This is a genomic window from Thauera propionica, from assembly GCF_002245655.1.
Lineage (GTDB): Bacteria > Pseudomonadota > Gammaproteobacteria > Burkholderiales > Rhodocyclaceae > Thauera > Thauera propionica.
The window spans coordinates 652,849-665,737 of sequence record NZ_NOIH01000003.1; the positions used below are offsets into that span (position 1 = coordinate 652,849).

General features: G+C 66.8%; 12 protein-coding genes. 2 read left to right on the forward strand and 10 right to left on the reverse strand.

Going from position 1 to position 12,889, the window contains the following annotated elements; translation table 11 throughout:
- Positions 1-19: 19 nt before the first annotated feature.
- The 8 genes from CGK74_RS04405 to CGK74_RS04440 all read right to left on the reverse strand — a co-directional run bounded on the left by CGK74_RS04405 (position 20) and on the right by CGK74_RS04440 (position 8,395).
- Positions 20-472, reverse strand: a complete 453-nt coding sequence (locus tag CGK74_RS04405) for a nitrate reductase cytochrome c-type subunit (RefSeq protein WP_094267258.1) — start codon at positions 470-472, stop codon at positions 20-22.
- Positions 469-1,404, reverse strand: a complete 936-nt coding sequence (napH, locus tag CGK74_RS04410) for a quinol dehydrogenase ferredoxin subunit NapH (protein WP_094267259.1) — start codon at positions 1,402-1,404, stop codon at positions 469-471. The genes CGK74_RS04405 and napH overlap by 4 nt, the downstream gene beginning before the upstream one ends.
- Positions 1,401-2,279: a ferredoxin-type protein NapG gene (gene napG, locus CGK74_RS04415; protein WP_094267260.1), complete on the reverse strand. Its 879-nt coding sequence runs from the start codon at positions 2,277-2,279 to the stop codon at positions 1,401-1,403. Before napG ends, napH begins: the two co-directional genes overlap by 4 nt.
- Before the next feature lie 70 nt (positions 2,280-2,349).
- The gene (napA, locus tag CGK74_RS04420) at positions 2,350-4,902 is read right to left on the reverse strand and encodes a nitrate reductase catalytic subunit NapA (protein WP_094267261.1); all 2,553 of its coding nucleotides are present in this window, start codon (positions 4,900-4,902) and stop codon (positions 2,350-2,352) included.
- Between the two features lies 1 nt (position 4,903).
- Positions 4,904-5,158 (reverse strand): chaperone NapD, encoded by a 255-nt coding sequence (locus tag CGK74_RS04425; RefSeq protein WP_094267262.1) that lies wholly within the window; start codon positions 5,156-5,158, stop codon positions 4,904-4,906.
- A complete protein-coding gene (gene napF / locus CGK74_RS04430) occupies positions 5,155-5,694 on the reverse strand; it encodes a ferredoxin-type protein NapF (RefSeq protein WP_094267263.1) in 540 nt (179 codons plus the stop codon). The genes CGK74_RS04425 and napF overlap by 4 nt, the downstream gene beginning before the upstream one ends.
- A gap of 140 nt (positions 5,695-5,834) precedes the next feature.
- Positions 5,835-6,485 (reverse strand): two-component system response regulator NarL, encoded by a 651-nt coding sequence (gene narL / locus CGK74_RS04435; protein WP_094267264.1) that lies wholly within the window; start codon positions 6,483-6,485, stop codon positions 5,835-5,837.
- On the reverse strand, positions 6,485-8,395 hold the full coding sequence (locus CGK74_RS04440; RefSeq protein ID WP_094267265.1) for an ATP-binding protein: 1,911 nt from the start codon (positions 8,393-8,395) through the stop codon (positions 6,485-6,487). Before CGK74_RS04440 ends, narL begins: the two co-directional genes overlap by 1 nt.
- A gap of 246 nt (positions 8,396-8,641) precedes the next feature.
- On the opposite strand from CGK74_RS04440, the gene CGK74_RS04445 reads away from it, so the two are divergent.
- A complete protein-coding gene (locus CGK74_RS04445) occupies positions 8,642-9,334 on the forward strand; it encodes a Crp/Fnr family transcriptional regulator (RefSeq protein ID WP_094267266.1) in 693 nt (230 codons plus the stop codon).
- Positions 9,335-9,346: 12 nt separating this feature from the next.
- On the opposite strand, the gene CGK74_RS04450 is transcribed toward CGK74_RS04445, so the two are convergent.
- Together CGK74_RS04450 and CGK74_RS04455 are read right to left on the reverse strand one after the other, a co-directional pair.
- Positions 9,347-10,783 (reverse strand): exonuclease domain-containing protein, encoded by a 1,437-nt coding sequence (locus tag CGK74_RS04450; RefSeq protein WP_094267267.1) that lies wholly within the window; start codon positions 10,781-10,783, stop codon positions 9,347-9,349.
- Positions 10,784-10,826: 43 nt separating this feature from the next.
- On the reverse strand, positions 10,827-11,015 hold the full coding sequence (locus CGK74_RS04455; RefSeq protein WP_094267268.1) for a DUF3460 family protein: 189 nt from the start codon (positions 11,013-11,015) through the stop codon (positions 10,827-10,829).
- Positions 11,016-11,193: 178 nt separating this feature from the next.
- Between CGK74_RS04455 and CGK74_RS04460 the strand changes: the two genes are divergently transcribed.
- Positions 11,194-12,885, forward strand: a complete 1,692-nt coding sequence (locus CGK74_RS04460; RefSeq protein WP_094267269.1) for a GGDEF domain-containing protein — start codon at positions 11,194-11,196, stop codon at positions 12,883-12,885.
- Positions 12,886-12,889 lie beyond the last annotated feature (4 nt).

A 12,889-nucleotide genomic window follows, 5' to 3' on the forward strand; every position in this document is an offset into this window, starting at 1 on the left:
ATCCCCGTTTATCTAAGCCTCAGCGCAGGCCTTCCGCGCGCTGGAACTTGTTTGCCACCAGCGGCTTGGCATCGGTCTGCGGCACATGGCACTGCATGCAGAAGTAGCGGCGCGGCGAGATGTTCGACAGTTCACCGCCGTCGCGGTCCTTGAAGTGGGTCAGGCTGACCTTGGTCGCGCCCGATTCCTTGTAGCGGCTCCAGGCATGGCAATCCATGCACTTGTTGAAGTTGATCGTGACTTCGTAGCCATCGACCTTGTGCGGGATCAGCGGCGGCTGCTGCACATAGTCGCGATCGATCGGCGCCTGGTCGGGCAGCGGGCGGAAGTTGCCGACCTGCAGTTCCTGATCGGCCACGTCGGCGCCACGGATGCTCTTGACGGCCTGCGCCATCGCCGACGGCGGCACCACGGCGCCGAAGCCGACTGCGGCGACGAGCGCGAGCACCAGATTTCGGGTTTGTTTTTTCATGACTCGCTCCTGTTGAATCGGGTCGTAATACGGAAAACGTCCTTGCCGCATACATCCACACAGCGTCCGCAGGTGGTGCAGTCGGCATCCAGAATGAGGGGATGGTCCTGTCCCACGCCTTTCAACGCGGGACGGATGACCTGAGGCTCGGGACAGACGGCGAAGCAGTCCATGCAGTCGTTGCAGGCACTGCGCCTGTCCGCCGACACCTTGACCACCGAAGCACGACCGAGCAGCGCATAGAAGGCACCCTGCGGACACAGGTGGCCGCACCAGCCGCGCGGCGCGATCAGCAGGTCGTAGAAGAAGATGCCGCCGACGATGCCCCAGGCAAGACCGAAACCGAAGATCAGCCCGCGGTGGAACATCGACACCGGATTCACCCACTCCCAAGCCAACGAACCGGTCGCCGCCGCGATCACCAGCACGAAGCCCAGCAGCCAGTAGCGGGTGTTGCCCGCCGGCGCCTTGCCGCCCTTCAAGCCCAGGCGACGACGCAGCCACGCGGCGGCATCGGTGACGAGGTTCACCGGGCACACCCACGAGCAGAAAAGCCGCCCGCCGAACAGCAGGTAGAAGGCCAGCACGATACCGCCGCCGAGCAATGCCTCCTGATACGGCCACTGACCCGCGGCCAGTTGCTGCGCGATCAGGAAGGGATCGGTCAGCGGCAGCACGCCAAGCGTGAGGCTGGACGACAGGTTGCCCTTCACGATCCACCACCCGAGCCAGGGTCCGACGAGGAACAGCGCCAGGATGCCCAGTTGCGAGGCGCGCCGCAGCAGCAGCCACTTGTGCGCGCGCAACCAGCCCTTGGCTTCGATCGCTTCCTGCCCGGGGCGCGCCACCACGCCGCGCATCGCGGCGCCGCGCACGCTGGTGGGCGGGACCTTGCGTTCCGGCACGCCGCCGGTCGTCGTCTGCGCGCTCATGGCTTCCACCCCGAATCAAGACCACTGCCGGCGGGTTGGGCCGGCTTGTAATCAGGGACCTGCGGACCTTCCCCCGGTTTGACGCGGGTGTCGCCGTAGGCCTTGTCTTCGAGGCCACGAACGGGCAGCTCGACCTGGTCGCCGATCAGCGAACCGCCGGCCGCTTCCTTCTCTTCCCAGCCGCGCAGGTAGTGCTCCGCCTTGGAGCCCTGCGCCAGCTTGATCGGCAGCACCTTGATCGCCGACTCGCCGGGCAGCACACAGGCCTTCTCGCACTTGCCACAGCCGGTGCAGTACTCGGAATGCACCGTCGGCAGCAACATGGCGTGACGGTCGGAGCGCGGGTTGTGCATGCGCTCGAGCGTGATCGCCTTGTCGATGACCGGGCACACGCGGTAGCACACGTCGCAGCGCAGGCCGAGGAAGTTGAGGCAGTTCTCCTGGTCGATGAGCACGGCCAACCCCATCTTCGCCTTGCCGATGTCGGTGAGCCCGCGATCGAGCGCACCGGTCGGACAGGCGACCACACAGGGGATGTCCTCGCACATTTCACAGGGGATCCTGCGCGCTTCGAAGTACGGCGTGCCCGTCGCCACGTTGTCGCCGAGTTCGGCCAGCTTCAGCGTGTCGTAGGGGCAGTCGCGCACGCACAAGCCGCAGCGCACGCAAGCCGCAAGGAAGTCGCCTTCGGGGAGAGCACCGGGCGGACGGATCGCAGTGGCCGGCAGCGCCGACGCCTGCTTCGCGTACATCCCGGCACCGAGCGCAAGCAGGCCCGCGCCACCGGCGACGCCCGCCGCATCCTTGAGGAAGCGGCGACGCGGCGACGGTGCGCTGGCTGCGGTACGTCCGGTCGGTTTCACGGTGTCGTTCATGTTCGTCGTGAGCCTGCGCCCGGGGCCGTCCCCCCGGTCGGCGGGGCGCGGGGCTCACGCCTCCTGTCGATTAGGCCTTCACCACCTTGACCGCACACTTCTTGTAGTCGGTCTCTTTCGAGATCGGGCAGGTGGCGTCGAGCGTGAGCTTGTTCACCAGCCGGCCTTCATCGAAGAAGGGCACGAAGATCAGGCCGACGGGCGGCTTGTTGCGGCCGCGGGTCTCGAGACGGGCGACGATCTCGCCGCGCCGCGACGACACCTTGACCGCCATGCCGCGCTGCAAGCCGCGCTTCTGAGCGTCGTCCGGGTGCATGAAGACCTGGGCTTCCGGCACCGAGCGGTGCAGTTCGGGGACGCGGCGCGTCATCGAGCCGGTATGCCAGTGCTCCAGCACGCGGCCGGTACACAGCCACATGTCGAACTCGGCATCCGGCATCTCGGGCGGATCCTGGTAGGGCAGCGCGAACACGACCGCCTTGTTGTCCTTGTGACCGTAGAACTTCACGCCCTCGCCCGCCTTCACGTACGGGTCGTAGCCCTCGCGGAAGCGCCACAGGGTTTCCTTGTTGTCGACCACCGGCCAGCGCAGGCCGCGCGCCTTGTGATAGACGTCGAAGTTCGCCAGATCGTGGCCATGGTCGCGACCGAATGCGGCGTACTCCTCGAACAGCCCCTTCTGCAGGTAGTAGCCGAGTTCCTTCGACTCGTCGTTCATGTAGCCCTTCCAGGCGTGGGCGTTGGCCGTCTCCACGTCGGTGAGCGGGTACTTGTTCACCTGGCCGTTGGCGTAGAGGATGTCGTACAGGGTCTTGCCCTTGTACTCCGGCTTCTTCGCGATCAGCTCGGCCGGCCACACTTCCTCGACCTTGAAGCGCTTGGCGAACTGGATGTACTGCCACAGGTCGGACTTGGCCTCGCCCGGTGCAGCCACCTGCTGGCGCCAGAACTGGGTGCGACGCTCGGCGTTGCCGAAGGCGCCTTCCTTCTCGGCCCACATCGCCGAGGGCAGGATCAGGTCGGCCGACAGCGCGGACACGGTCGGATAGACGTCGGACACGACGACGAAAGCTTCGGGATTGCGCCAGCCCGGGTAGATCTCGTCATTGACGTTCGGACCCGCCTGCATGTTGTTGGTGGTCGTGGTCCAGTAGCACTTGACCTTGCCGTCCTTCAGCGCGCGGCTCTGCGCCACGGCGTGCAGGCCGATCTTGCCCGGGATGGTGCCTTCGGGCAGCTGCCAGATCTGCTCGGTCAGTGCGCGGTGCATCGGGTTGGTGACGACCATGTCGGCCGGCAGACGGTGGGCGAAAGTGCCGACCTCGCGCGCGGTGCCGCAGGCCGAGGGCTGACCGGTCAGCGAGAACGGGCTGTTGCCGGGCTCGGAGATCTTGCCCACCAGCAGGTGGACGTTGTAGATCATGTTGTTAACCCAGGTGCCACGGGTGTGCTGGTTGAAGCCCATGGTCCAGAACGACACGACCTTGCGGTTGGGGTCGGCATACTGCTCGGCCATCTTCTTCAGGCGGTCTTCCGGCACGCCCGACAGCTTGGACACCTTCTCGACGGTGTACTCGGACACGAACTTGGCGAACTCGTCGAAGCTGATGTCCTTGGCCGCGCCGGTGTCGCCCTTCGGCTTGCCGTCGGCGCCGGGATAGCCATTGCTGGTGGCCTTGGCTTCGAGCACGTGGTTCGGACGCAGGCCGAAGCCGATGTCCGTTTCGCCCATCTTGAACTTGACGTTGCGATTGACGAAGTCGGTATTAACGCGCTTGTTCTGAATGATGTAGTTGCAGATGTAGTTCAGGATTGCCAGGTCGGTGTTCGGCACGAAGATCATCGGGTTGTCGGCGAGCTCGTAAGAACGATGCTCGAAGGTCGACAACACATGGACCTCGCAGCCTTCCTTGGACAGGCGACGGTCGGTGATGCGACTCCACAGGATGGGGTGCATCTCGGCCATGTTCGAGCCCCACAACACGAAGGTGTCGGCGTTCTCGATGTCGTCGTAGCAGCCCATCGGCTCGTCGATGCCGAAGGTGCGCATGAAGCCGGCCACGGCCGAGGCCATGCAGTGGCGCGCGTTCGGGTCAATGTTGTTGGTGCGGAAGCCGGCCTTGTAGAGCTTGGCGGCGGCATAGCCTTCCCAGATCGTCCACTGGCCGGAGCCGAACATGGCGATCGAATCGGCGCCGTGCTCCTTGATGGCCTTTTTCCACTTCTCTTCCATGATGTCGAAGGCCTGATCCCACGAGATCGGCGTGAACTCGCCGTTCTTGTCGTACTTGCCGTTCTTCATGCGCAGCAACGGCTTGGTGAGGCGATCCTCGCCGTACATGATCTTGGACAGGAAGTAGCCCTTGATGCAGTTCAGACCGCGGTTGACCGGCGAATCCGGGTCACCCTGGGTGGCAACGATGCGGCCGTTCTGCACGCCGACCAACACCGAGCAACCCGTGCCGCAGAAGCGACAGGCCGCCTTGTCCCAGCGCACCTTGGTGCCGGCGGCAGCTGCGCCGTTGCCCTGCGCCTGGGTGACCACGGGAATGCCGATGCCGGCCGTTGCAGCGGCTGCGGCGATCGCATTGTTCTTGATGAAATCGCGTCGATTCATACTCATTTCATGCCTCCGTCAATTCGAGACCGTCATCGGTGTATTCGTATGCCAGCGTCACCGCCTGCACCTTGGGCGCGAGGTTGATTGCAAGGATCGAGTCGGTGACCGACCAGCCCTCGCCATCCTCCACGGTGACCACGATGCGACCGACCTCCTCCGAGGAGCCATGAATCTCGACCCCCGGGATGCGCGCCAGCGCTTCCTTGATTTCCGGGAAATCCGCAGGCAGGGCCCGCAGAACCAGACTTGCAATCTTCATTGTTCGCTCTCCGTCGGAACTTCGCTTTCGGCCCTCACTACGATGGCCCGCGTCGGACAGGATGCGAAACAGGCACCACAGCCCGTACATGTGTCGGCATCCAGTTGCGGCAACGCCACGCCACCGATGCGCGGGCGGAAACGGATCGCGCCCGTGGGGCAACTCTCGCCGCAGACTCGGCACTCCACGCCTGCCTCCGCAAGACAGGCCTGACCGATACTGGCTTTCAACGCCCAGGGCGCCTCGCCTTCCGCGCGGCGCAGCAGGGCGCGCGGCGCGCAACGCGTCACGCATTCGCCGCAGAACGTGCACTCACCGAGTGAGAAGTCGACCGCGGGGAACCCGCCGTCGGCCCGGACCAGAATGGCGGTCGGACAGGCGTCGATACAGATATCGCATCGGGTACAGGAGGAGATGAAATCGTGCTCTTCCCGCGCCCACGGGGGACGCATGGCGGGCGCCACTGCACGGACCCTGCCGCGCAGAAAGCCCCGACGAGAAGGTGATGCCGATTCCACAGGTGCCCCTGAACCCATTTGTACGCCGCCCATTGAATCCCATGGCGGCAACCCGGTCATTGACCGCGGTCAAGGATGGAAGCGGCGCGTCGCCGCTATCGGGCGACCAGAAGAGGGGGTACAAGCGGAGAGGAAGCCGGGTAAAAAAAGCAGCCGGTTCAGCCGCGCAGGTGCTCCACTGCCCACACCGCGGCCTCGACCCGCGACCGCAGGTTGAGCTTGCGCAGGATGTGCTTGACGTGGACCTTGACCGTGCCTTCCGCGATGTCGAGCTCGCGGCCGATCATCTTGTTCGACAGGCCGGCGGCAATCCTGTCGAGGATGCGCTGCTCCTGTTCGGTCAGGCCGGCGGCGTCCACGGACTGCGGTCGCGCCTCGCTGCGCAGGGCAGCCGCCAGCAGCAGGTTGAGCTCGGGCGGGATCACCACCCGTCCCGCCGCGACGTCCGCGAGCGCCGCCGCCATCGCCTCGGGCTCCATGTCCTTCAGCAGGTAGCCGTCGACGCCGCCACGCAGCGCCGCGACCACATCCTCGCCCTGGTCCGACACCGTGATCATCACCACCCGCGGCTCGGGTCGCATCTGGCGCAGCTGGCGCAGCACCTCGAGTCCGCTCATGTCGCGCATGTTGAGATCCAGCAGCACCAGGTCGGGCTGCAGCGAGCGCGCCATCTCGATGCCTTCCACGCCACAGGTCGCCTCGCCGACGAGGCGAAACGCGGGCACCGTCTGCAGCAACTGCGCCAGCCCCTTGCGGAACAGCGGATGGTCGTCAACGATCAGGACAGATTCGAGGGGTGTGTCGTTCATCAACGGCTTCCTTCTTCGGCGAATGCGTCGACCGCAAGCGCCGGCAGGGTATGGACGGCCTGGAAGTTTACGCTGATACGGGTGCCCCCCTCGCCACGACGAGTGATCTCGATCTCTCCGCCCAGGCTGCGCGCCCGTTCGCGCATGATCGACAGCCCGTGATGGTCGCGGCCATCCACCGGTCCGTCGTCGATACCCACGCCATCGTCCTCCACCGTGATCGTGACCCGCCCCGCCTCGTCGCAGGCCAGGGCCACGCGCGCGTGCCTCGCCATCGCATGTCGCAGCATGTTCGACAGCGCCTCACGCACGATCTGCAGCACGTGAACTTCCTGGTTCGGCGTCAGGCTGCAGTCCGAGAGCCGGATCTCGAGCGCGATGTCGACGCCGCCGCGTTCGCGGTATTCCGCCACCGCGGCACGCAGCAGCGCGCCCAGGTCGCCCGACAGCTCGAGACGGAAGGACACCAGCAGCTCGCGCAGCTGGCGGTAGGCGTCATTCACCCCGGTACGCAGGTCCGCCAGGATGGTGTCGGCCTCGGCCAGCCGCGCCGGATCGGCCAGGGCGCGCTGCAGCAGGCTCATCTGGATCTTCATGTAGGACAGCGCCTGCGCCAGCGAATCGTGCAGCTCGCGCGCGATCACCGAGCGCTCTTCCTGCAGCGCCAGCAGGCGCTCCTGCTCGCTGCGCCGCGCCGCGCCCAGCGCCATGCCGATGTGGCGGGACAGGGCCTCGACCAGCTGGCGCTGCCAGTCCTCCAGCGCTTCGCCGGCGGGCAGGGCCAGACGCAGCATGCCGTAGTGGTGCTCGCGGTCACGCAAGGGGAAGCGCAGCAGCTTCTGCTCCCCCCGCAGCTCCGCCCCGGCAACCGAAACCGCCCTGCATTCGGCACAGGCCTGGTCGCCGCGCGCAACGCGTTCGACGCAGGGGCCGAGCGTCGACGCGATCACCGTCGCCGGCCCCTCCTGGCGCGGTTCGATGCAGGCGAAGCTGCCCTGCAGGCCAGCGACATGGTCGATGTCGCGCAAGGTGGCCTCGTACACCGCCGGCTCGGTCGGCGTCTGGTACAGGCGGGCGATGGCATGGTAGAGCAGCTCCAGCGAGCGGTTGCTGCGCTGCAGCTCCGCGGTCTTCTCGGCCACGCGTTGCTCGAGGGTCTGGTACTGGCGCGAGATCTCGCCCGCCATCAGGTTGAAGGTGGCGCCGACGCGGCCGAGTTCATCGTAGCCGACGTGCTCGACCCGGGCCGAATAGTCGCCACGGGCAATCGCCCGCGTCGCCGCCAGCAGCCCGCCCAGCGGCTTGAGCAGCGAGCGGCGCAGGATGAAGAGGGCCACGATGATCACCACCAGCGTGGCGATGATCGCCCCGGCCAGGATCTCGCGCAGGTCCTCGATGCGGGCCTCGGTGTCCTGCTCGAGCACGAAGACCAGCGTGTCGAGCTGGTCGACGAAACGGTCCACGTTGGTGAGCAAGGCCTCGACCTCCTCGGGCGGCGTCGACGGCTCTGCGCGCACCATGACTTTCAGGCTCGGTCTCAGGCTCTGGCGCCACGACGAATCCACGCCACGATAGGTGGCGGCGAAGAGGCCACCGGGGTCGCGCTGCACGATGCGCTGCAGTTCGGGATGCCCCAGCGCGCGCTCGAAATCCTCGATCGCCGCCTCGACCCGTCGCGGCGACAGCGGGCCGCTCAGCGCATCGGCCGCCACCAGCCCTGCAACGCGGTAGGTGAGCCGGCGCAGGCTGCCGGCGTGGTTGATCGCACTGGCACTGCCCTGCACGCTCTCGGCCACCATCACCGACGCACTCATGCCCGCCAGGCTGATCAGCGCCAGCGCCAGCATGGCGAGCGCCACCAGCAGCAGGATCGAATGCCTGACGAGCAGGCGCGGCATCGCGAACTTCATCTTCAGTCTCCAGCGGCCAGCGGGGGGTATCTGTCGGCCTACTCCTTTATACCTGCAATCGCCCCATGGCCGCCGACAATCGGCATGTTTTTCATTGTTTACAATAGCTTGCAAATCACCCTGATACCTCTTTGGAGGTAGGCGAGCGCCAACTCGCGCGCGCGTGGCGCCTTTGACCCGGCCGCCGCCCTGTCTAGACTGCAGTTCAGCCACGCTGACAACCGGTGTAGCACGCAGGAGCGAACGATGAAACGAGAAAAAACCCCTCCCAGCATTCCGAGCCTGAGCCAGATTGCCCCCTTCGATCTGCTCGACGACGCACGTCTGCACCGCATGGTCGCCGCGTCCCGCTTGGTGCGGGCCGAGCGTGGCGAGATTCTCATCCAGGCCCAGGACGTCGCCACCTGTATGCACGTGGTGCTCGACGGCGAGGTGAAATGCCTTCTCCTGGCACCCTCGGGCAGCGAGAAGCTGATCCGCATCGCCGGCCCCGGCGACACCTTCGGCGAAGAGGCCGCCCTCCTCGGCCGCCCCGCGATGGCGATGGCGCAGGCTGCGCGCACCACCCGCCTGCTGCATGTGCCCATCGCGCTGGTGCGCGACGCGATGGTCGCCGTTCCCAGCTTTGGCGAAGCCATGACCACCCGGCTCGCGGCCGCCAGCTACGAGATGATGCTGCACATGCAGCTCTGCATCCAGCTGAGCAGCACGCAGCGCGTTGCACAGTATCTGGCGCAGCTTGCACCGCAGGGCGCCGAACATGCCGAAATCCGCCTCGCGTCCGACAAGCAGACCATCGCGGCCCAGCTCAACCTCACGCCCGAGACCTTCTCGCGCGTGCTGTCGCGCTTCGTACGCGACGGCCTGGTGCGCCCGCAGGGTCGCCGCGGCCTGATGCTGGACAACCTCAGCCAGCTGCGGCGCGCGGCAGCCCACTAGCCGCGGGACGCCTCAGCCAGGTTCTCCGGGGACGAGCGGCTCGACAGCCGCCATGTTGGCGGGGGCGGCAAACCAGCGCCCGAGCAGGCGCCAGGTGTCTACATCGAAACGCCGCGTTCGATCGATGGAAGGCAGATCCTCACGCCGTTCGACGCTGCCGAGATGGCACCACTGGTCGAATGCGTGGTAAGCCTCGCGCCCCGAATGGGCATGACGCTCGGCGACGACGATCGCCCCCTGCCACGGCCACGGCTTGATGCCGGCCGACGCCAGGCCGCCAAGCAGGCGGGCATCGTGCTCGGCGGCGCTTTCCCGCCGCGCGCACACCCCCGCACAACGCTTCGCGTGGAAGGCCGAGCAGGCCCCGATGGTGCCTGACTCCAGGCCGAGCCGGCGGGGGCACAGGCGATACAGCAGGGCCAGTTCGCGCAGCAGGTTCTCCGCCTCGCGGCGATTGCGGAACACGCCATGCAGCCCCTGCCACCCGGCCGGATCGGTGCCGGCGATCGGCACGCGCTCATAGATCGGCGGACGGCGGCGGTTGTCCAACAGACGCAGCGCGAAGGCCTCGTCCACGCTTTCGGGCACGCGGTTGAAAGGCGGACGCAGGCGCTTAACGAGTTCGGCCTCACGCAGGATCGCGTCGAGCTCGCCGGCGGTCTCGACCCACTCGACCCGGCGCACCTGTTCGCGCAGCTCGGCATCCTTGCCCTTGCGCACGCTGGCCGCAAAATGTTCCCTGACCCGCGCACGCAGGCTGACGGCACGGGCGGCGAACAGCGGGCGGTCGCTGCGCCCGGGTGGCGGCGCCTCGGCTTCGGCATGAAACAGATAGACGCCGGGCACGTCGGGAATCGCCTCGAGCAGCCCCTCGGGCAGGCCGGGGGTCTGCGCCGGCGCCTTCATGGCGCGCTCGGCGGCGCGAGCGATCACATCGGGCGCGAACTGCGCCTGCGCCATCTGTACGAACTGCCACAGCGCCTCGGTATCGCCCATGGCCCGGTGGCGGGCGCCGCAGTGCAGGCCGTGACGCTCGATCAGCGCATCCAGCCCATGGCGATGGTGTTCGGGAAACAGCGCCCGCGACAGCTTGACCGTGCACAGCACGCGGGCATCGAAGGCGCGACCGATACGATCGAAGGCGTTCTTGATGAAGCCGAAATCGAAGCGCGCATTGTGGGCAACGAAAACGCAGTCGGCCAGCAGCGCCTGCACCTGGTCGGCCAGCGTCTCGAAGCGGGGCGCGCCGGCCACCATGTCGTTGGTGATGCCGGTCACCTGCTGGATCAGCGGCGGGATGGGAATCCCGGGGTCGACCAGGCTTTCCCAGCGCTCGACGAGCACGCCGTCCTCGACACGGAGGATGGCGATCTCGGTGATGCGGTCGCGCACCGGATGGGCTCCGGTGCTCTCGACATCGATGAAGGCAAGACGGCGCGGCAGGCTCATGCGGTCAGCGCACGGCGCCGCGCGAAGGGTCGCGATGCAAGGCTCAGTGGTTGGCGTCGTAGTAGTACGGCTTCACCGGCACGCGCGCCTCGCGGTGGCGCTGCTGCTCCTCGAGCGACTGCGGCTTGTCCCACCACAGGGCGCGGCCCTTCTGCTGCTCGACGCGCTCCTGCGGATGCTTCTCCATCCATTCACGCATGAACTTGGTGTGTTCGGATTCGTACATGGCCATGATCGGGTCCCCGGAAAGTGGCCGCAATTCTAGCAGCAGGCGCCGACCTGCGCCGCTGCTGCAGCGCGCAATCGCCTTGCGGATTCCGTGACGCAGAACGCATGCGGCACGCCGGCCGCATGTTAGGCTGCACCGATACTGCGGCCGCGCCCAATCATCCCTTCGACTCGCTCTGCGCATGAACCTCAAGACGCGCTTCCTGCTCCTGGCCACCCTGCTGGTCCTGACCGCCTCGGCGGCGGCATGGTCGGTTTTCCAGCGTATTGCCGAATCCATCATCGAGCAGTGGGGCGTGCGGCTCGCGGAGGTGCAGGTACGTTCGGACAGCGCCAAGCTGCTGCAGCCCATCGCCCGCGAGATCGCGCTTGCACGCCAGATGGCCGACTCGCAGGTTCTGCGGCGCTGGGCGAAGACGCCGGAAGACGCCAGCATGCGCAGCGAGGCGATCGCCGAGATGGAGAGCTTTCGCAGCAACTTCCAGGATCGCAGCTACTTCGTCGCCCTGCTCGACTCCGGCGCCTACTTCCACAACAACGCGCACAACGAATTCGCCGCCAACCCGCTGCGCTACTACCTCCAGCCCGACAACCCGCCGGACGCGTGGTTCTACACCATCGTGCGCGAGGGTCGCGACTTCCACCTCAACGTCAATCCCGACATCGCGCTCGGCGTGACCAAGCTCTGGATCGACGTACTGCTGCGCGACGGCGAGCGCATTCTCGGCGTCGTCGGCACCGGCCTCGAACTGGACGGCTTCATCCGCGACGTCATCGACGTCGCCCCACCTGGCATCACCACCCTCTTCGTCGACCACAACGGCGCCATCCAGCTGTTCCGGGACCGCAACCTGATCGACTACGCCAGCATCACCAAGCCCGAATGGCACAAGAAGACCGTGGATCTGCTGCTGGATACCGCGGAAGATCGCACCCACCTGCGCGACATGATGCGCGAACTCGCCGCGACCACCACGCCCGGGACGAACGTGCTGAGCCGCTTCGTGCTCGTCAACGGCAAGCGTCATCTCGCCGGCATCGCCTACCTGCCCGAGCTCGACTGGTACGAGATCACGCTGCTCGATCTCGACGTGGTGATGCCCGTCAACCAGCTCGGCATGGCGGCGCTGGTGTTCGCCGCCGCCCTGCTGCTGACGCTGGTGATCGTGCATCTGGCCCTGGAACGCCTTGTGTTCCGCCCTGTGAGCGCGCTCGAGCGCGCAATCCTGCGCGTGCGTGACGGCGACCTCAGCCCGGTCGACCTGCCTTCGGGCAAGGGCGAGATCGGGCGCCTGATCAAGCACTTCGAGGCCATGGCCGGCGCCGTGCGCAACACCACGGTCGAACTCGAAAGCCGCGTCCAGGAACGCACCGAAGCCCTGAACCGCCTGGCGCGGATCGACGACCTGACCGGGCTGATCAACCGCCGCGGCATGAGCGAGCTGATCGACGAGGCGGTGAGCCGCAGCACCCGCGAACGGCAAGCCTTCGGCATCATCTGGATCGACGTCGATTACTTCAAGGAAATCAACGACGAGCTCGGCCACGCCGAAGGCGACCGCGCGCTGATGACGGTCGCCGCACTGCTGCGCGACCACATCCGCCCCTATGACAGCGCCGCACGCTGGGGCGGTGACGAGTTCCTGGTGCTGCTGACGCCGTGCGACACGACGACGCTGGCCAGCCTGAGCGAGCGCATCCGCGCCGAAGCCGAGGCCGCGCGCCCGCTGCCCGGCGGCCGCGCGCTGACGGTGAGCATCGGCGCACGGCTGGTGAAGCCGGGGGAAACCGTGGAACTGGCGCTGCAGAAGGCTGACGAGGCGCTCTATGAAGCCAAGAACGGCGGTCGCAACACCGTGCGCCTGAACGCCTGAAACG

Excerpts from the sequence above, each read along its gene's own strand:
- CGK74_RS04460 (WP_094267269.1), top strand. The coding sequence starts at position 11,194 with ATGAACCTCAAGACGCGCTTCCTGCTCCTGGCCACCCTGCTGGTCCTG.
- CGK74_RS04455 (WP_094267268.1), bottom strand. The coding sequence starts at position 11,015 with ATGGCCATGTACGAATCCGAACACACCAAGTTCATGCGTGAATGGATG.
- napH (WP_094267259.1), bottom strand. The coding sequence starts at position 1,404 with ATGAGCGCGCAGACGACGACCGGCGGCGTGCCGGAACGCAAGGTCCCG.
- CGK74_RS04445 (WP_094267266.1), top strand. The coding sequence starts at position 8,642 with ATGAAACGAGAAAAAACCCCTCCCAGCATTCCGAGCCTGAGCCAGATT.
- napA (WP_094267261.1), bottom strand. The coding sequence starts at position 4,902 with ATGAGTATGAATCGACGCGATTTCATCAAGAACAATGCGATCGCCGCA.
- CGK74_RS04450 (WP_094267267.1), bottom strand. The coding sequence starts at position 10,783 with ATGAGCCTGCCGCGCCGTCTTGCCTTCATCGATGTCGAGAGCACCGGA.
- CGK74_RS04440 (WP_094267265.1), bottom strand. The coding sequence starts at position 8,395 with ATGAAGTTCGCGATGCCGCGCCTGCTCGTCAGGCATTCGATCCTGCTG.
- napG (WP_094267260.1), bottom strand. The coding sequence starts at position 2,279 with ATGAACGACACCGTGAAACCGACCGGACGTACCGCAGCCAGCGCACCG.
- CGK74_RS04405 (WP_094267258.1), bottom strand. The coding sequence starts at position 472 with ATGAAAAAACAAACCCGAAATCTGGTGCTCGCGCTCGTCGCCGCAGTC.
- narL (WP_094267264.1), bottom strand. The coding sequence starts at position 6,485 with ATGAACGACACACCCCTCGAATCTGTCCTGATCGTTGACGACCATCCG.
- napF (WP_094267263.1), bottom strand. The coding sequence starts at position 5,694 with ATGGGTTCAGGGGCACCTGTGGAATCGGCATCACCTTCTCGTCGGGGC.
- CGK74_RS04425 (WP_094267262.1), bottom strand. The coding sequence starts at position 5,158 with ATGAAGATTGCAAGTCTGGTTCTGCGGGCCCTGCCTGCGGATTTCCCG.